Origin of the sequence: Kitasatospora sp. NPDC088548 (assembly GCF_044753005.1) — a bacterium.
Lineage (GTDB): Bacteria > Actinomycetota > Actinomycetes > Streptomycetales > Streptomycetaceae > Kitasatospora.
Window position 1 is genome coordinate 117,047 of record NZ_JBIVMI010000003.1, and the last position, 17,798, is coordinate 134,844.

Genomic DNA, 17,798 nt, shown 5'->3' on the forward strand with positions numbered 1-17,798 from the left:
CGGTACAGGCCGCAGGGCTGAGGGGCAATTCAAGCATTCACCCCGCAGCGAGTGACGGTTGGTGCCACCATGAACTCACGCAGGCTTAAAACAGGGCCAGTTGGGAGCAAAGCGCGTGCCTGGGTACAACCTTGTCGACGAACCGTGGCTGACATCGCGTCCGCTGGGCGGCGGACCCCCCGTCCCGATGGGACTCGCCGAGACCCTGACGCGGGCGGACGAGTTCGAGGGCCTGGCCGTCGAGTTCGCCACGCAACTCCCGGCCCTTCTGCGCCAGATCCTGCTGCCCGTCGTCGCCGACGCCATTGGCGCACCGCGGAACCTGCCCGAGCAGGCCGCCCGATTCGCGCGCAGCGGCTTCACCGGGGACGAGAAGAGAAAGATCCTGGCCTACCTCGACGAGCACCGCACGCGTTTCGACCTGTTCGATCCCGTCGCCCCGTTCGGACAGGTGGCCGGTCTGCGAACGGCCAAGGACGAGACGAAGGGCACCGCCACCCTGGTGGCTACCGCAGCCAGCGGCAACAACGTGCCGCTGTTCGCCAGCCGCACCGACGCGGACCCGCTCGACCTGACGCCCGCCCAGGCCGCCCACTGGCTGCTGCACACCCACTGCTGGGACACCGCGGCCATCAAGACCGGAGTGGTGGGAGACCCACAGGTCAAGGCCGGAAAAACGACCGGGAACCCCACCGGCCCCCTCGGACAGCTCGGCGTCATCGTCCCCGCCGGTCCCACCCTGTACGACACCCTCATGCTGAACATCCCCATCACCCCGCCGACCGAACTCGGCCTACCGCAGTGGAAACAGGACCCGCGCGGCCCGGCGTGGACGCCGCGTGCCGCCGAAGGACTCCTTGACCTGTGGACGTGGCAGGCCCGGCGCATCCGGCTGATCCCGCACCAGGACGAGACCGGCGAACTGAAGGTCACCCGGGTGGTCATCAGCGCGGGCGACCGGCTCACCGCAGTGCCCGAACTGGAGCCGCACACCGCCTGGACGTTCACCCCGCCCGCCAAGAAGACGGCCTCGGCCCTGCCCGAACGCCGCCCGCGCCGCCACGTCCAGGGCAAGGCCGCGTGGCGTGGCCTCGAGGCACTGCTCGCACCGATCCGCCAGAGCAACGGCGGCGTCTTCGAGACCAGCGTCCTGCTCGACCAGATCAGCGCCCTGCAGGAAGCCGGCCAACTCCCCGCCGACTACCCACTGCAGGTCGAGACCTTCGGCATGGTCTACGGCAACCAGTCCTCCGTCGTGGAAGACGTCATCCACGATGCCATCCCCCTGCCCCTGCTCGCCCTGCACCAGGACGGCGAGGCCCACCAGCTCCTGCTGGACGTCGCCGAACAGGCGGAGCTGCTCTCCCGGGCGGTGAACAACCTCTCCGCCGACCTGCGCCGGGCCTCCGGAGCCGAACCGATCCCCTGGGACAAGGGCCAGCGGCCCGGCGAACTCCTCCTGCACAACCTCGACCCCGTGGTCCGCCGGCTGTTGGTCGGCGTCCGTCGGGCCGAACGCGACGACGAGCTCCTGGAACGCGGCCGGCTGGCGTGGGAGCAACTGGCTGCCCGCCAGGCATGGGACCGGGCGAACGCCCTCCTGTTCGCCGTACCGGCGAACGCGTTCGGTGGCCGGACCGCCGACCAGCCCGGCAAGGCGGGAAAGAAGCACACCTTCTCCCTCGGCACGGCAGCCGACAACTTCCGGCGTCAGGTTCGCGACATCCTTCCCCGCTACACCGACGCCGTGCGGGCAGCAGCCGCCGCCCGACCTGCCTACTCGCAGGACTTCACAGAACCATTCCCCGGAGCCGACCTTGACTACTGAAAAGGCCACCACAGAACGTCGCTACTGGGACCGGTACACGGCCCCCGACCACACCTGGCGGATCGACCCGCTCTCCGGACAACCACGACGCCCGCCCGGCGAGGAACTGGCGGCTCTGCGCTCCGGCCTCGGACGCCCGGTGATGGACAGCCCGAAGATGTGGCCGCACTACCGCAGCCAGGTCAACGACGTACTCGCGCTGCGCGACGAGGTCTCCGACGAACAGAAGGCCGAACACGCGGCCCTCGCCCTCTTCGGTCTCCACCAGCAGAGCCAGGCCCAGCCGATGCACCGCCAAGGCGTCAAACTCGGCGGCGCGCTGCGCCACCTGCGCCAGAGCGGCAAGTACAGCGAGGACGCGCTCGACACCCGCGTGGCACAACTGGCCGCCGCGACCAGCGTCTCCGCCCTGCTGGTCCATCTGCGCGGCCTCATCACCCAACTGCGGACCATCGGCCAACCCCTGGACTACAACCACCTGATGGCCGACATCCAGGACTGGCACAGCACCGACCGACGGCCGCAGGTCCGCCTCAAGTGGGCCCTCGGCTACCAGGCGTGGAAGAGCAAGGCCCCAGCTCCGTCCACAAGTTGAACCACACCCCTGCGCACCACCCGCACCGGCACGACCCTGTCCCGTCACTCCCGAGGAGAAGCGCATGACCGACCGCCTGTACATCGACGTACACATCCTGCAGACCGTCCCGCCGGCCAACCTCAATCGGGACGACAACGGCAACCCCAAGGAGGCGTACTTCGGCGGCAAGCGCCGCTCCCGCGTCTCCTCCCAGGCCTGGAAGCGCGCCACCCGGATGCACTTCGCCGAGAGCCGCGACGAGGAGGACCTCGGCACCCGGACCAAGCGGATCGCCGCCCAGCTCGCGAAGCGTCTCGCCCAGCGCACCCAGATCACGGCCGACGACGCCCAGCGCATCGTCGGCGCGCTCCTCAAGCCGATGGGCATCGCCGCCGGCAAGAAGGCCGGCGACACCGCGTACCTGCTCTTCTTCGGCCGCCGCCAGCTGGAGAACATCGTCGACCTCGTCGCCGGAACCGCCACCGACCTCGCCGCACTCGACGACAAACAGCTCGACGAAGCGGTCAAGGACCTCCCGGTCCGCGAACAGCTGCAGACCGGGCACCCCGCCGACGTCGCCCTGTTCGGCCGCATGGTCGCCGACATCCCCGGCCTGAACGTCGACGCCGCCACCCAGGTCGCCCACGCCATCTCCACCCACGCCACCGAGCTCGAATTCGACTACTACACCGCCGTCGACGACGAGAACACCGCCGATGAGACCGGCGCCGGAATGATCGGCACCATCGGTTTCAACTCCGCCACCCTCTACCGCTATGCCACCGTCGGCCTGCACCAACTGGTCGACAACCTCGGCGAGGACAAGGCCGCCGTCGACGCCATCGACCTGTTCGTCGACTCGTTCGCCCGATCCATGCCCACCGGCTACGGGAACTCCTTCGCCCACCGGACCCGACCCAGCCTGGTCGCGGTCGTCGTCCGCACCGACCAGCCCGTGAACCTCGTCTCCGCCTACGAGAAGGCCGTCCCCACCGGCGAGGGCATCGTCGCCGCATCGGCGAGCCGCCTCGCCGAGGAATTCACCGTCGCCACCAGCCAGTGGGGCGACACCCCGAAGTACGTGGGAATCTGTCACACCCTGGGCGACGAGAGCGCCGAGGCGGCCCAGCTGAAGCAGGCGTTCGGCCCCAACCAGACCTTCGCCAAGCTCCGCGACGGTCTGCGCGCCGCCCTCACCGAGCGGGTGAAGGACAACTGATGCCCGCCGACCCCACAGCCGCCGAGGAACTGACCGGCCAGGCACAGGCCGTGCTCGTCCTGCGCCTGGCCGGCCCCCTCCAGTCCTGGGGAGACCGCAGCGCCTTCAACCGCCGCGACACCCCACCACAGCCCACCAAGTCCGGTGTCGTCGGGCTGCTCGCCGCAGCCGCCGGACGCCCCCGCGAGGCAGACATCACCGACCTCGTCGGCTTGCGCCTGGGCGTGCGCATCGACCAGCCCGGTACCCTCCTGCGCGACTACCACACCGTCAGCGACTACCGGGGCCGCCCGCTGCCCCAGACCGGCGTCAACGCCAAAGGCGTCCAGAAACTCACCTCGCCGGCCAAAGAGACCCACGTCACGCACCGCTACTACCTCCAGGACGCGGTGTTCCTCGCCGCGGTTCAAGGTCCGGCCGACCTCGTCACGGCGCTCTGCGACGCGATCCGCCACCCGGCCTTCCCCCTCGCGCTCGGCCGGCGCTCCTGCGTCCCCACCCAACCGGTCGTCCTCGGCATGCCTCGCGCCGACACGTTGGAAGCCGTCCTCGCCAAGGAACCGTGGCAGGCCGGCGGATCGGCCATGGACGTCTATCGTCGACGTGCCGAGCGAGGCCTCGTACCGTTCCCCGTGGACCGCATCGACCTGGCAGCAACCCTTGACGATCCGGCCGGCGACGACGTCCTGCAGGACGTGCCGCTGTCCTTCGCCCCGCACCGGCGTGGCTTCACTGCCCGGCGTATCCGCCATACCTGGCTCAACGTCCCCACCGGCCTGACCCCCTCCGCGGCGGCCCGGGCCGCCCAACCGCCCGCCACCGACGGCGGCCACGACCCGTTCGCCCTGCTGGGCTGGTGACCCCGATGACCTATCTCTCCCGCGTCCGCATCAACCCCCTGCGCGCGGCCAGCCGCACCCTGCTCGCCAACCCGCGTGCCCTGCACGGCGCCGTCATGGCAGGCATCCCCGACCAGGCCCCGGGCGACCGGATCCTCTGGCGCCTTGACGCCGACCATCCGCGCCGCCCCGTGCTCCTGGTCCTCACCCCGGCCAAACCGGACTGGACCCACATCGTCGAACAGGCCGGATGGCCGGACGCCGATGGCGAGCACTACGCGATCCGCGACTACAGCCCGCTGATCGCCCAACTCGCCACGGGCCGCGAGTTCGGCTTCCGGCTCACCGCGAGCCCTGTCCAGAACACCTCCACGCCGGACAAGTCCAGCCCCCACCGCACCAAGACCGCCGCCGAACTCCACCACCGCTCCTACCGCATCGCGCACCGCACCGCGGCCCAGCAACTCACCTGGTTCCTGGAACGCACCCCCCGCTGGGGCTTCACCGTCCCCGCCGCCCGCACCGACGTTCCGGCACCCGGTCTGGAACCCTCCACCACCGACGGCCCGCCCGCCCAGGAGGTGAGGATCACCGACCGCAGCCGCCGCACCTTCACCAAACCCGGCACCCGCACCCCCGTCACCCTCACCACCGCCACCTTCGAAGGACGCCTGCGCATCACAGACCCCGACCTCCTCCAGACCGCCCTCCTCGGCGGCATCGGCCCGTCCAAGGCCTACGGCTGCGGCCTGCTCACCCTCGCCCCACTGCCGAGCGGACAGCGCTGACCGATGGCCGACATCTGGTGGAAAGCCCACCCCCACGACCTGCACCGCCTCGCCGACCGCGTCTCCAGCGTCTACGTCGAACGCAGCCACATCGACCGGGACGAGAACGCCGTGGTGGTCGTCAACAAACGCGAGACAGTACGCGTCCCCGCCGCCATGGTTGCTGTCATGCTCCTCGGCCCCGGCACCCGTATCACCCACGGCGCCGTCAACCTCCTCGCCGACTCCGGCACCACCATCTGCTGGGTCGGCGAACAGGGCGTCCGCATGTACGCGGCCGGACTCGGCCCCAGCAGAGGAGCCGCCCTCCTCAACCGGCAGGCCTGGCTCGTCAGCCGCACCAAGGAACGCCTCGCCGTCGCACGCAACATGTACCGCATGCGGTTCCCCGGCGAAGACGTCAGCGCCGCCACCATGCAGCAACTGCGCGGCCGTGAAGGCGCCCGCATCCGCAAGCTGTACCAGGCCGAGTCCCGCCGCACCGGCGTCGAGTGGAACGGTCGCGTCTACAAGGCCGGCGACGCCCACGCCGCCGGCGACGACCTCAACCGTCTCCTCTCGGCAGCCAACGCGGCCCTGTACGGCATCTGCCACGCCGTCATCACCGGACTCGGAGCAAGCCCCGGCCTCGGCTTCGTCCACACCGGCCTGGCCACCTCCTTCGTCCTCGACATCGCCGACCTGTACAAGGCCGAATACACCATCCCGCTGGCCTTCGACCTCGCGAAACTCGGACATACCGAAGAGCGAGACGCCCGCCTCGGTCTTCGTGACCGCATTGCCGAAGACAGACTCCTGGGCCGGATCGTCCACGATGTGAAGGCACTTCTCAGCCCGGACGGCATCGACATGCCCGACGCCGAGGTCAACGAACTCTGGGACGAGCGGGTCGGGACGGTTCAGGGCGGCGTCAACTGGTCAGCCGCTGTGAGCCTGCCGGCCGACACGGTCGTTGATTCCGGCATGGGCGACGAGCACGTGGCCATCATCGGGCCTGAATTCGACCAGGACACATCAGAGGACAGCCGATGACCGTCATCATCCTCGTCGCAGCCCCTGAAGGCCTACGTGGGCACCTCACCCGATGGATGGTCGAGGTCAACGCGGGCGTCTTCGTCGGCAACCCCAGCCGTCGCATCCGCGACCGCCTCTGGGAACTCCTCGCCACCCGCATTGGCGACGGCCAGGCTGTCCTCGTCGAGCCTGCCGGCAACGAGCAGGGCTGGACTGTGCGGACAGCGGGAAAGGACCGCTGGAAGCCCGTCGACTTTGACGGACTGATTCTCTCGGCCCGGCCTCGTCGGTAACGCCGCAGGTCACGAAGTATCGGCCCCGCGCTCGCGGGGGTTGCTCCTCGAAGAGCTGCTGAACCGGCGCCGGGACGAAATCGGCCCCGCGCTCGCGGGGGTTGCTCCCCATTGATGCCCAGGGTAACGGGTAGCGCGGAATCGGCCCCGCGCTCGCGGGGGTTGCTCGGCCGGCAGGCGGAACGCGTTCTCACCTCGGGTATCGGCCCCGCGCTCGCGGGGGTTGCTCTCTTGCTGATCACCTTGGCGTGCGTGCGAGCTGATCGGCCCCGCGCTCGCGGGGTTGTCCCAGCAGTGGGCCGATGCCGGGCATGCTGGCGATCACGTCGGCGAGGTCGTGTTCGCGAAACCGGGCCGCAATGAGCTTGTTGATCTCGGTGATCTGCTCGTTGAGGCCCGTCACCTCCTTGGCCAGGGTGTGGATCACCTGGGCGGCGGTTTCCTTCCCGGGGATGGCGGTGTGCTGGCGTTCGGCCGCTTCCGTGGCGGCCTGGGCCAGCGCTTCGGCGCCGCGGACCCTGCGGTGGCGGAGCCAGGTCGTCAGCCGGGTGCGGCCGGTGCGCCGCAGTGCGGCGGGGGTCTGGTAGCCGGTCAGCAGGATCAGCGGTCCCTGGTTGTCCAGGTTGAGGCCTCGCTCCAACGCTGGGAAGATCCCGTTGAGTTGGCCGCGCAGGCGGTTGATCCGGCGGGTTCGGTCGGTGCTCAGGTCCGCTCGTCGGCCGGTGAGGATCCGCAGCTCGACGGCGTGCTCGTCGTCCGGCCGCAGCACCGTGAGGTCGCGGCGCATGCGGGCCTGGTCGGCGACCGAACCATCGATGGCAACCGCCTGAAAGCCATACCCGGCGTCTCTGGGCCTCAGGACCGTACGACTGGCCCGTCCAACCCATCAACAACGTAGGACCGCCTGACTGAGAGCGCACGATCAGGCAGTCACATCGCCACCGCAATCACGCACCAGGTCGTTGGGCCAGGGCGGCCCAGCATAACGGCGCCGTCCGCGCCGGCCGACACTGGAGCACGGTCTACCCGCCCGTCGTTGCGGGCCTGGCCCGGCCGACCGCCGCTCACTGCGGCCGAGCACGCCACGAAGGCGAAGCCCGGCCAGGAGCGGCTGCTGCGCCGCCTCGACCAGGTGGAGCTTTGAGGTGTACTGGTTCGTCCGCCCGTACCCGCGGGAGGGGGACCGCCGGTAACTGTCACCAGGCGCTGGTGGTGGTCGCCACCACGCTGCAACGGCTGGAGGACCACGGCGTCGACGGCTCGCACACCCCCACCGCCACGCTTGAAACCCGGACGGCGCCCCGGTCGACGGTGGTGGAGCCGAAGGCGCATCGCCGGGTCGGCACCCCTGCTCGAAGTGGTTCGCCGACAGCAAGGGTGGAACCGGGCCAGGTCCGGCTGGGGTGATGGGTTGTGAGGCGACTTCCGTTCCGCCGGCTCCGCCTCGGTGATGCCTTCCGAGACCTGTTTCGCCCCTTGAGTCCCGATCTCGACGCGGCCGGGGGCGGCGTGAATCCGGGGCCTCTCGGGCTCGTGACGTGCTGCGACAGCAGGGAATGATCTCCATGCCTGACCGGTGTCGAACTCGTCCCCACCGGACGATGTTTGGTGCTGCGAAGAGGCAGACGAGAGGCCCTCTCCACTTTACGATGGGCCGCAACAGTGCCATGAATGATCGGAGTTCAGGATGGGCGAGGAGCTCGGGGCGGTTGCCGTCACAGCTGGCGTGAACGCAATTGCTGCTCTGATGGCTCGACTTGACTGGGGGCAACTGGTCGGGCGGGCGCGGGAGATTCTGGTCCGTCACCGAGGTGGCGCACCGTCACCGCAGGAGCCGGAGGCCGGGCTTCCGAACTGGCAGGACCTGCTGACCGGTGCGGAGGGCGAGGACGAGAGCGATCGCGCTCGGCGGCTGCAGGCGATCCGAGCAGCGCTGGCACAGATGCGTACAGCGGACCTGAACGCACTCGTCGGCGAGCTGACCGCCCTGGGCCGCGAACCCGCACGGCACGAGACAAGTGTCACCGTCAACGGTGGAAAGGCCGCCGTCAACAGTGGCTCTGGCGACCAGAACGTCACCTTCAACTGATGGTGGATACGGGGCCGGACGGGCCGCCCACGTATCGAACGGAGGTCGAGGTCGGCGGCGGACAGACCGCCATGCACAGCGGTTCGGGTGACCAGTACAACAGGTTCGGGGGGCATGGGCCGCAACTGATCGCACTGCTCGTGGTGCTGGTCGGGGCGGTGGCCGGGATCCTCCTGTCGCCCGCCGCCTCCGGCAGCCAGGTCGTGTCGTACGTCCTGCTGGTGGTCATCTGCGCGATCGTCGCCGGGTTCTGCCTCTGGTGGCTTCTCGGACGGACCAGGCGGAAGGCCGTCGGGTACCTCGGGCTCATCAGTGGTGTCATCGTGAGCGGAGTGCTCGCCGCTGCCTGGCAAAGGGCGTTGGCCGGCCACGGTGATGTGGCCGTGAACGTCACCAGCCAGGTGACCCCGCACGACGTTCAGTCGCTGGCCGACAACGGCAGGGCGACGATGGTGGTTGATGGGCCCAGCCCCCGCAGCTTCCTGCGGGTGCGCATCAGCCTGGACGATCACTACCCGGACGGGGTCTGTGCCGCGATGAACGGCACCAGGGCGGAGATCCGCCTCCTGGGCGACGGCGCGAAGTCGATCACGCTGAGCGGGGATCACCAGACCGGTGACATCGATCTGCATGGAGCACGACAGCACGTAGAGCTGGAAGCGGTGGTCAGGGCGGGGGAGGGCTGCGTGATGGATCTTCATCTTGAATCCGTCGTTCTTCATGACAACGAGTGGTGGTTGCCTTGATGAAGCAGAGGACTTGGCGGATCACGCTGGTGTGCCTGGGGCTGGTCGCAGGGGTCGCATCCGGATGCGGCCCGGATGCGGGGGGAACGATTCGAGTCGCCATGAAGAACGACCAGCCGGGTACAGGTTATTCACACGACTACAAGCGGTCAGGGTTCGATTGGCGGGTCGCCGAGGCCGTCGCCGGGGCGCTCGGCAAGCTGCCCCAGTATGAGGACGTGCCGTCCCAGGACCGCCAGGTGGTACTTGACGGAAAGCACGGCATCGATCTCGTGGTCGCCACGTACTCGATCAACAACGAGCGTCTGCAGGGTACCAACGGGTTGCCCGCCCACGACTTCGCGGGCCCCTACGCCGTCACGTACCAGGGCTTCCTCGTGCTCGCGAAGGGGCCGCAGGTTCGCACCCTGGACGACCTGGCGGGGAAGAAGGTCTGCACCTGGTCGGGTACCACCTCGACGCGGGTGGTCGACAAGAGGACCACGGGAATGGTGTCCTACCAGGCGCCCACCGCCTCCCAGTGCGTCGAGGATCTCAAGTCAGGGCAGGCGGCCGCCGTCTCCACCGACCAGATGATCCTGTACGGCTTCACCCAGCTCTATCCGGAGCTCACCGTCGTCCCGAATCTGCACATCGGGGAGGCGCAGTACTACGGCATCGGGATCCCCAAGGGAAATCGCTCGGAGTGTCAGAAGATCAAGGAGAAGCTGAAGAACTATGTGAAAACGGCTGCCTGGAGCCAGGACTTCAGCATCGAATTGTCCAGCATCGTCGCTGCCGATCCGAACTGGCAGAGCCACTACAGGCCCTCGGAAACCGACATCGACACGTTCTCGTGCCGTGACAGAGTCGGGTAGTGGGTGGTCGGCCGTCCACCCGCGCAGAGCGGGCACGAACGCTGACGGCTGCCCCGGCCTCCACCTGGCCGGGGCCTCCGGGGCTGCCGGGGCCCCGGCCGTGGGCGGGCCCTATCCGGCCGTCAGCGGGTAGTGGTCGGAGAGGTCCTGGTAGGTGTAGCTGGTGCCCCAACTGCTCACCGTCCACGGCGTGCTGTGGAGGCGGACCACCGTGTTGGTGTAGGTCGCCGGCCGGGCGTGGTCGGCGCGGTAGAGGACGTAGTCCAGGTCCTCCTTCGGTTCGCCGGGGTAGCGGTAGGCGGCGATCGAGTTGTCGACGGTGTCGAAGGAGTTGGCCCAGCCGGTCCGCGCGTCGGCCGGGGCGACGCCCGCGTTGGCGAGCAGCGCGGGGTACTCGGAGCCGTGCGAGTCGATGTTGAGGTCGCCCGCGATCAGCACCGGTTCGGCGGCCGGGATGTTCTTGCCGTCGACGAACGCCCGCATCGCCTTCAGCTGTGCCGCCCGGACCGCCGCCGGCTGCCCGGCGGAGCAGCCGCTGTCGGTGGACTGCAGGTGGGTGCCGATGACGTGGGTGCGCACGCCGTTGACGTTCAGCACCGCGTAGACGAAGCCCTTGTTCGACCACCAGTCGCTGCCGCAGGCGTCTTTGAAGACATACTGCTCCTTGCGCAGGATCGGCCACTTGCTGAGCAGGGTCACCCCGCCGTCCTCCGGGGTCGCGGCGCTGAAGCTGCCGTTGGTGGCGTCCCAGCCGCTGGTCGAGCGGCCGACCACGGGGGTGTGGTACGGGTACGCGGCGGAGGCCTGCGCGGTGAGCAGGTCGGACGCGGCGTTGTCGAAGGCCTCCTGGAGCACGACCACGTCGTGGCCCCGGAAGACGTCGGCGGCCGCGATCGCCTTCGCCCGGTAGTCCTGGCCCCAGTTGGGGTAGAGGTTCTTGCTCATCAGGAAGACGTTGTACGTCAGCACGTTGAGCGCCGGCACGGGCGCCGGCGCCGCTGCGGGCACGGGTGCGGGCGCAGCGGCGGAGGCGGTGGCGGCGGCGGAGGGAGCGAGCAGCGCGGCGGCGGCCGCGCAGACGAGGGCGAGGCGCGGGGCCCGGCGGGGGGCGGCAGGAGTTGGCATGCGCGCAGTCAACGCGCGCTCGGCCACGCCCGGCAAGACGTCGGACGATAACCATATGAACTCATCGGTAATGTAAAGCTGTCTGGCCAACTCTCCCTCGATCGGGCCGACTTGCCTGGACGGCTTCCCGCCCCACCCTCTGCTTTCCGGCCCCCCGGCGGCGCGCTACGCCGGCACGGCGGCCCGTGCGCGCAGCTCCTTCAGCGTCGCGATGTCCATCGCGTGACCGGTGCCGTCCCCGCCGTGCTTGCGGTCCGGGGTCTCGACGACCAGGGGGACACCGACCGTCGCCGGGTGCTCGAACAGCTCCCGGAACGGCTCCGCGCCGATCAACCCGGCGCCGATGTTGGCATGCCGGTCCTTGCGGGCACCGACCACGTCCTCCGAGTCGTTGGCGTGGATCAGCCGCAGCCGCCCCGGCCCGGCGGCCGCGACCAGCGCGTCCAGCGCCTCCCGGGTGCCGCCGGGGGCGGCGAGGTCGTGGCCGGCCGCGAAGGCGTGACAGGTGTCCAGGCAGACCCCGACCCTGGGGTGGCCGTCCAGCGCGTCCAGGTACTCGGCCAGGTCCTCCATCCGCGAGCAGAGCGAACTGCCCTGGCCGGCGGTCGGCTCCAGCAGCAGCCGGGGCGCGGACTCGCCGAGCGCGTCCAGCTCGTCCAGCAGCGGCCGGACGTCCGCGCGGACCTGCGCCATCGCCTCCGCCCGCCGCGAACCGCCGCCGGGCGCCGAGCCGACCGCCGAACCGGTGTGCAGGACCACACCCAGCGCGCCGATCGCGTGCCCGCGCAGCAGCGAGTGCCGCAGTGAGTCGGCCGAGCGTTCGCGGGTCGCCGCGTTGTCCGAGCCGAAGTTGATCAGGTACGGCGCGTGGACGTATGCCGGAACGCCCTGCTCGGCGCAGGCGGTGCGGAACTTCTCGTCCTGCACCGGGTTGCCCGGGGGAGTGGCCCAGCCGCGCGGGTTCGCCACGAACACCTGCACCGTCTCGGCGCCCACCCGCCGCGCGTACGCCAGACCCGTCCCCGCCAGCCCGCGCGCGGCCACCGGCACATGGGCCCCGATCGGGTTGCGGACGGTGCTGACGGGCGGTGCGGCTGCGGTGCTCATGGCCCCGAGCATGCCACGCGCGTCGGGCGCCCGCTCCACTCCATCGAGTGAGGCCAGGCTCGAACGCTAGACCGGATGGCGCCGGCCCGGTCACCATCTGTGACAGATCGGCAACCCGGCGGAGGCATCCACGACCAGTGCCGAGCCCATCGAGACGGTCGACCTGCGCGCCGGTGTCTTCGGCTCGGACGGTGCCGCCCCGGCCGCAGACCGACCTCTGCCCCCAGCGCCCGACCCCCCGTCACGGCATCCTCCGTCACGGCACTCCCCGTCATGGCTGTCCCCAGCGCTTCCGTCCGTCCGCCCGTCCGTCCGTCCGCCCGTCCGTCCGTCCGTCCGCCCGTCCGTCCGTCCGTCCGCCCGTCCGTCCGCCCGTCCGTCCGCCCGTCCGCCCGTCCGCCCGTCCGTCCGTCCGCCCGCCCGTCCGTCCGCCCGTCCGCCCGTCCGCCCGCGCGGCCGGAGGGCCGTCGCGCCTCCTCCCGCGCCCGCCTCCGTTACGCCCTGCCCCGCGCGCCGCGCCGTGCGCCACGCCGACGGGTACGGCGCATGGCCGACGCCCTGTCAGCCCCGTAGCCCAACCCTGGTGGCGGGGCCACTCGCGGGCCCATAGCGTCGACTCGGCCGACACCTACCGGCAGTCGTCCCGCGCGCACACCGCGTCACCGTGTCGGCATCCCCGCGAGCGCGTAAGAAAGCAGGTCGTCACTCATGCCCACGCGACGGGTCCACCACCTCGCTGCGGCCACCGCCGCCACCACCACCGTTCTGACCACGGCCCTGGCCGCCGTGCCCCCGGCCCACGCGGTCGGCGCTCTGTACATCGTCCAGCCAGGAGAATCGATTCAGCAGGCCGTGGACGCGGCCCTCCCCGGCGACACCATCCAGCTGTTCCCCGGCACCTACCGGGGCAGCGTCCGGATCACCACCCCCGGGCTCACCCTGCGCGGCGCCGGCCCGGAGAGCGTGATCACCCCTGACACCGCCATTCCCGGCGCCGTCGCCCCCGCCACCGCCACTACCACCACGGCCAACGCCACCACCACGGCCAATGCCGCCGCCAACGCCTGTGCCACCGCCGGGCACGGCCTCTGCGTGGTCGGCACCGAGGGGCACCGCCTCGCCGACGTCCAGATCGCGAACCTCACCGTCACCGGCTTCCGCAAGAACGGCATCGACGCCACCGAGACCACCGGCATGACCGTGCGCTCGGTCCACGTCCACGACAACGGGCAGCAGGGCATCAGCCAGGAACGGTCCACCCGGGCCGTGATCTCCGGCAACGAGTCCACCCGCAACGGCCAGTCCGGGGTCTTCCTCGCCAACTCCGTGGACAGCGAGGGCGGTGCCATCGACACCGAGGGCACCGTGGTCAGCGGCAACGTGCTCGCCGACAACCGGATCGGTGTCACCGTCCGCCGCCTGCGCGACCTGAGCGTCGACCAGAACGACATCCACGGCAACTGCGGCGGTGTCTTCATCGTCGGCGACGAGGGCGTGCCCCGGGCCGGCGCGCTGACGGTCAGCCGCAACCAGGTCGTCGCCAACAACAAGTACTGCCCGCCCAACCCGCGCCTGGACTACATCCAGGGCACCGGCATCCTGCTCACCGGCGCCGAGGAAACCGCGGTGACGGACAACCAGGTCCGCGACAACGTGGGCGCCTCCCCGATGTCCGGCGGCATCGTCCTCTTCCCCAGCATGGTCGGCGTGCCCAACGCCCGTAACACCGTCACCGGCAACTTCGTGACTGGCAACGGCCCGGCCGACCTCGCCGATCGCGACACCGGCACCAGCAACTCCTTCGCCCGCAACCAGTGCCAGACCTCCGAGCCGGCCGGCCACTGCTGAACCGCGCCCGCCCGCTCCGTGGCACGCCGCCACACGACGTCCCGCCCCACGGACCCGCCAGGCCTCCAAACCCCCGGCCTCCGGCCCCCGCGCTCGCACACCCCCAGCCACCAGCAGAAAGACGGTCCATGACCATCGCACCCGTCACCACCCCGCAGGCCGCGATGCGCCTGCGGGAAATCGTCTTCGGCGCCGCCTGCGCCGCCGCCGTCCGCGCGGCCGCCCGGCTCGGTGTCGCCGACGCGCTCGGCGACACCCCCACCACCGTCACCGACCTCGCCGTCAGACTCGACACCGAACCCGAGCCGTTGCGCCGCCTGCTGCGCGCCCTGAGCTGCTACGGCATCTTCGTCGAGAGCGGCGACGACTGCTTCGAGCACACCGAGATGTCCCGCCTGCTGCGCGAGGACACCCCCAACAGCCTGCGCTACATCTCCCTCTGGTGCACCGAGCCGTGGACCTGGGAGGCCTGGCCGAGGCTGGACGAGGCCGTCCGCTCAGGCCGCAACGTCTTCCCCGAGCTGTTCGGCAAGGAGTTCTTCGACTACCTGCACAGCGATGGAGTCGACTCGGCGAAGGTCTTCGACAAGGCGATGACCACCTCCAGCCGGCAGTCCGCCGCGGACCTGGCCGACTACCTGGACCTCACCGGGATCGACTCCGTGGTCGACATCGGCGGCGGCCAGGGCCATGTGCTGGCCAGCCTGCTGGAGAGGTACCCGGCACTGCACGGCACCCTGCTCGACCTGCCCAAGGTCGTCAGCGGGGCCGATGCCCGACTCCGGGACGGCGGCGCCTTCTCCGCCCGGGCCCGGCTGGTGCCCGGCGACTGCCGGGTGGACATCCCGGTCCGCGCCGACCTCTACATCATCAAGAACATCCTGGAGTGGGACGACGAGAGCACCCGCCGCACCCTCGCCAACGTGGTCGCGGTGGCCCGGCCCGGTGCCCGCGTCGTGGTGGTCGAGAACCTGGTCGACGACAGCCCCTCGATGCGCTTCACCACCGCGATGGACCTGATGCTGCTGCTCAACGTCGGCGGCGCCAAGCACTCCAGGGCGAGCATGGTGCGGCTGATGGAGCAGGCCGGCCTCGACGTCGCGGACGTCCACCCGGTCAACCCGTACCTGCACGCCTTCGAGGCCACCGTGCGCGGCTGACCGGCTCCGGCACACGCGGGCGGGGGCCGGGCCCCCGGGGGGGGGGGGCCCCCCCCCCCCCCCCCCGGGCCCCCCCCCCCCCCCCCCCGCCCCCCCCCCCCCGGCGGGGCCGGCGGCGGCCCCCCCCCCCCCCCCCCGGGGGGGGGCCCGCCCCCGGCCCCCCCCCCCCCCCCCCCCCCCCGCCGCCATGGCCGGGTCCCGCAGCCCGGGCCGCGCGTCCAGCCGTACACCGGACCAGGAGCCGAGCCCCGTGTCAGCGCGCCCGTCAGGCCCTGTGCGAGGACTCCAGGTGCGCGAAGACCACCACGTTGTCCAGGTAGTCGTGGCGCGTGCGGTCGTACGTACCGCCGCAGGTGATCAGCCGCAGCTGCGCGTCCGGCGTGTTCCCGTACACCTTCTGGTCGGGGAAGGCGTTCTTGGCGAAGGTCTCCACGGAGTCCACCGAGAAGACGGCGACCGTGCCGTCCGCGCGCGTCACCTCGACCCTGTTGCCCGGCAGCAGCAGGCTGAGCAGCAGGAACACCGACGGACCCTTGGCGGTGTCCACGTGCCCGGCCACCACCGCGCTGCCGCGCTCGCCGGGGGTGGCGCCGTCCCGGTACCAGCCGACCAGGTTCTTGTCGTCCAGGGGCGGCGCGTTGAGCTGGCCGGCCGCGTCCAGGGTGAGCTCGGTGAACGGCGCGTCCACGGCGATCTGCGGGATCCGCAGCCGGGTCGGAATGGCCGGCTTCAGCGCCGGCGCCCCCGGTGCGGCGGCCGAACCCGGACCGGCCCCGGCGGCCCCGATGGCGGCCGGGGGAGCGGCCAGGCCCAGCACCGGTCCGGACGAGGGCTTCGCGCCGACCGAGTTGTAGATCAGCAGCAGACCGGTCGCCATCGCGCCCATACCCGTGCGCAGCAGCCGGGACGTACCAGGGACGGGACCGGCCATCACTCCACTCCTTCGGCATCAATGTCGGGTGCGCCGCTCCGGGTGCCGTCGCCGGGGCCGGTGCGGGAGGCGGTGGCCGTGGCGGGGAGGCGAGCCCGCCGCCGGGCAGCGCCAGGCCGCCACCGCCGGTGTGCGCGCCGCTGTGCGGCGTCTTCTCCTCGGTCTTGTGGACCGCCCCCGGCGCGGGCCGGGGGCGGTTCCACGGAGGGCGGGGCAGGTCAGTTGGGCCCGCCGCGCTCCCAGCGGTAGAACTCACGCGCCATGGCGTCCTTGGGCTCCCGCCAGGTGGCCGGGTCGTACGCCTGCACGTAGGCCGTGAGACGGTCGCTGACCTGCCGGAACTCCGGGTGGCCGATCACCTTGGCGACGGCCGGGCCGGGCGGGCGGTCGGCCTCGATCAGGTGCAGGTAGACGTCGCCGAACTGGAACAGGCTGCGGCCGGTGACGCCGATCAGGTGCGGCAGTTCGCCCTGGTCCGACTCGGCGAACACGTCGGCGATGCCCTGGGCCGCGTCCGGCTTCATCCGGGCGACGATCAGTGCGCGGTGCATCCCGTTCACACCTCCCCGGCCTGCTTCTCGACCTTCTCGCGGATCAGCTGCATCTGGACCCGCGAGTTGCGGTTGATGTGGTTGACCATGCCCTTGTCGTCGACCGGCGCGGTGGGCTTCATCGCGAAGTCCTGGATCCAGCGCATCCGGGTGCCGGCCGGGACCTCCGCGTACTCCCAGCGGATGTCCATGAACTCGAACGGCCCGGGCTCGACCCGGCGGGCGCGCACCGCGAGCGAGGCCCGGTCGGTGGTGCGCTCGGAGACCCAGCTCCAGACCTGGCCGTTCTCGTCGGGGTGCATGGTGAGCCGGAAGCGCACGCTGTCGCCCTCCCGCTCCAGCACCTCGACCGAGGCGTACTCGCTGAACAGCTGCGGCCAGTTCTCCAGGTCGTTGGTGATCTCCCAGACCAGGTCGAGCGGCGCGGCGATGACGATCTCGTTGTCCGTGTGTCCGGGCATCTCAGGCACCTGCCGTGGTGGAGAGCGAGGCGTTGACCAGTTCCACGAACTCGGCCGGGGTCTTGGACGACTCCGCGCCGGACGCGACCTTGAGTCCGTGCCGGTTCTCCAGCTCGCCGACCACGCCGAGCAGACCGAGGGAGTCCACGCCGAACTGGTCGAAGCTCGCGCCCGGGCGCTCCAGGTCGAGCGGGTTGACCACGACGCCGGCCCGGGCCTGGATCAGGGCGGCCAGTTCGGGATAGCTGAGGGTGTTGTTCACGGGATGTCCCTTCAAAACAAGAGCGGATCAACAGACGGATCAACAGGCGGGCCGACAGGCGATCGGGAGCCGAGCCGAGCCGGACCGGGGGAACGGTCGGGCC

General features: G+C 70.8%; 19 protein-coding genes, 1 pseudogene and 1 CRISPR repeat array. Of the genes and pseudogenes, 13 read left to right on the forward strand and 7 right to left on the reverse strand.

The window, feature by feature from the left end:
• Positions 1–187: 187 nt before the first annotated feature.
• The 7 genes from casA to cas2e all read left to right on the forward strand — a co-directional run bounded on the left by casA (position 188) and on the right by cas2e (position 6,558).
• Positions 188–1,828 (forward strand): type I-E CRISPR-associated protein Cse1/CasA, encoded by a 1,641-nt coding sequence (casA, locus tag ACIP82_RS06000; RefSeq protein WP_400651341.1) that lies wholly within the window; start codon positions 188–190, stop codon positions 1,826–1,828.
• Positions 1,818–2,423 (forward strand): type I-E CRISPR-associated protein Cse2/CasB, encoded by a 606-nt coding sequence (gene casB, locus ACIP82_RS06005; protein WP_363613837.1) that lies wholly within the window; start codon positions 1,818–1,820, stop codon positions 2,421–2,423. Before casA ends, casB begins: the two co-directional genes overlap by 11 nt.
• 64 nt (positions 2,424–2,487) lie before the next feature.
• Positions 2,488–3,624, forward strand: coding sequence for a type I-E CRISPR-associated protein Cas7/Cse4/CasC (gene cas7e / locus ACIP82_RS06010; RefSeq protein WP_363613839.1), 1,137 nt, complete (start codon positions 2,488–2,490; stop codon positions 3,622–3,624).
• A complete protein-coding gene (gene cas5e / locus ACIP82_RS06015; RefSeq protein WP_400651344.1) occupies positions 3,624–4,484 on the forward strand; it encodes a type I-E CRISPR-associated protein Cas5/CasD in 861 nt (286 codons plus the stop codon). Before cas7e ends, cas5e begins: the two co-directional genes overlap by 1 nt.
• Before the next feature lie 5 nt (positions 4,485–4,489).
• Entirely contained in the window at positions 4,490–5,251 is a 762-nt protein-coding gene (gene cas6e, locus ACIP82_RS06020; protein WP_400651347.1) for a type I-E CRISPR-associated protein Cas6/Cse3/CasE, read from the forward strand.
• A gap of 3 nt (positions 5,252–5,254) precedes the next feature.
• The gene (gene cas1e, locus ACIP82_RS06025; protein ID WP_363613845.1) at positions 5,255–6,283 is read left to right on the forward strand and encodes a type I-E CRISPR-associated endonuclease Cas1e; all 1,029 of its coding nucleotides are present in this window, start codon (positions 5,255–5,257) and stop codon (positions 6,281–6,283) included.
• Complete coding sequence (gene cas2e / locus ACIP82_RS06030) at positions 6,280–6,558, forward strand: type I-E CRISPR-associated endoribonuclease Cas2e (RefSeq protein WP_400651350.1); 279 nt, start codon at positions 6,280–6,282, stop codon at positions 6,556–6,558. Before cas1e ends, cas2e begins: the two co-directional genes overlap by 4 nt.
• Positions 6,559–6,576: 18 nt before the next feature.
• A CRISPR array of direct repeats spans positions 6,577–6,848; the repeat unit is 28 nt; unit sequence ATCGGCCCCGCGCTCGCGGGGGTTGCTC.
• Positions 6,849–7,261: 413 nt separating this feature from the next.
• Here the strand turns inward: cas2e and ACIP82_RS06035 are convergent.
• Positions 7,262–7,345, reverse strand: a pseudogene (locus tag ACIP82_RS06035) (hypothetical protein); the annotation flags it as partial.
• Between the two features lie 422 nt (positions 7,346–7,767).
• Between ACIP82_RS06035 and ACIP82_RS06040 the strand changes: the two are divergent.
• From ACIP82_RS06040 to ACIP82_RS06055, 4 genes are all read left to right on the forward strand, one after another.
• Positions 7,768–7,965 carry a hypothetical protein gene (locus ACIP82_RS06040; RefSeq protein ID WP_400651352.1) on the forward strand — a complete coding sequence of 66 codons (198 nt, stop codon included), beginning with the start codon at positions 7,768–7,770 and terminating at the stop codon, positions 7,963–7,965.
• Positions 7,966–8,245: 280 nt separating this feature from the next.
• Complete coding sequence (locus tag ACIP82_RS06045) at positions 8,246–8,647, forward strand: hypothetical protein (RefSeq protein WP_400651355.1); 402 nt, start codon at positions 8,246–8,248, stop codon at positions 8,645–8,647.
• Entirely contained in the window at positions 8,647–9,393 is a 747-nt protein-coding gene (locus ACIP82_RS06050; RefSeq protein WP_400651358.1) for a hypothetical protein, read from the forward strand. Before ACIP82_RS06045 ends, ACIP82_RS06050 begins: the two co-directional genes overlap by 1 nt.
• Positions 9,394–9,494: 101 nt before the next feature.
• Positions 9,495–10,250, forward strand: a complete 756-nt coding sequence (locus ACIP82_RS06055; RefSeq protein WP_400651361.1) for a transporter substrate-binding domain-containing protein — start codon at positions 9,495–9,497, stop codon at positions 10,248–10,250.
• 111 nt (positions 10,251–10,361) lie between these two features.
• Here ACIP82_RS06055 and sph read toward each other — a convergent pair whose 3' ends face one another.
• The gene (gene sph, locus ACIP82_RS06060) at positions 10,362–11,375 is read right to left on the reverse strand and encodes a sphingomyelin phosphodiesterase (protein ID WP_400651364.1); all 1,014 of its coding nucleotides are present in this window, start codon (positions 11,373–11,375) and stop codon (positions 10,362–10,364) included.
• 165 nt (positions 11,376–11,540) lie between these two features.
• Positions 11,541–12,482, reverse strand: coding sequence for a deoxyribonuclease IV (locus ACIP82_RS06065; RefSeq protein ID WP_400651367.1), 942 nt, complete (start codon positions 12,480–12,482; stop codon positions 11,541–11,543).
• Positions 12,483–13,190: 708 nt separating this feature from the next.
• On the opposite strand from ACIP82_RS06065, the gene ACIP82_RS06070 reads away from it, so the two are divergent.
• Together ACIP82_RS06070 and ACIP82_RS06075 are read left to right on the forward strand one after the other, a co-directional pair.
• A complete protein-coding gene (locus ACIP82_RS06070; protein ID WP_400651370.1) occupies positions 13,191–14,330 on the forward strand; it encodes a nitrous oxide reductase family maturation protein NosD in 1,140 nt (379 codons plus the stop codon).
• A 128-nt stretch (positions 14,331–14,458) separates the two neighbouring features.
• Positions 14,459–15,490 (forward strand): methyltransferase, encoded by a 1,032-nt coding sequence (locus ACIP82_RS06075; protein ID WP_363613859.1) that lies wholly within the window; start codon positions 14,459–14,461, stop codon positions 15,488–15,490.
• Between the two features lie 265 nt (positions 15,491–15,755).
• Here the strand turns inward: ACIP82_RS06075 and ACIP82_RS06080 are convergent, their stop codons facing one another.
• The 4 genes from ACIP82_RS06080 to ACIP82_RS06095 all read right to left on the reverse strand — a co-directional run bounded on the left by ACIP82_RS06080 (position 15,756) and on the right by ACIP82_RS06095 (position 17,695).
• Positions 15,756–16,421: a class F sortase gene (locus tag ACIP82_RS06080; RefSeq protein WP_400651373.1), complete on the reverse strand. Its 666-nt coding sequence runs from the start codon at positions 16,419–16,421 to the stop codon at positions 15,756–15,758.
• A 218-nt stretch (positions 16,422–16,639) separates the two neighbouring features.
• A complete protein-coding gene (locus ACIP82_RS06085) occupies positions 16,640–16,972 on the reverse strand; it encodes a TcmI family type II polyketide cyclase (protein ID WP_400651375.1) in 333 nt (110 codons plus the stop codon).
• 5 nt (positions 16,973–16,977) lie between these two features.
• Positions 16,978–17,433 carry an SRPBCC family protein gene (locus ACIP82_RS06090; protein WP_363614522.1) on the reverse strand — a complete coding sequence of 152 codons (456 nt, stop codon included), beginning with the start codon at positions 17,431–17,433 and terminating at the stop codon, positions 16,978–16,980.
• A gap of 1 nt (position 17,434) precedes the next feature.
• Positions 17,435–17,695 carry an acyl carrier protein gene (locus tag ACIP82_RS06095; protein WP_363614524.1) on the reverse strand — a complete coding sequence of 87 codons (261 nt, stop codon included), beginning with the start codon at positions 17,693–17,695 and terminating at the stop codon, positions 17,435–17,437.
• Between the last annotated feature and the right edge of the window lie 103 nt (positions 17,696–17,798).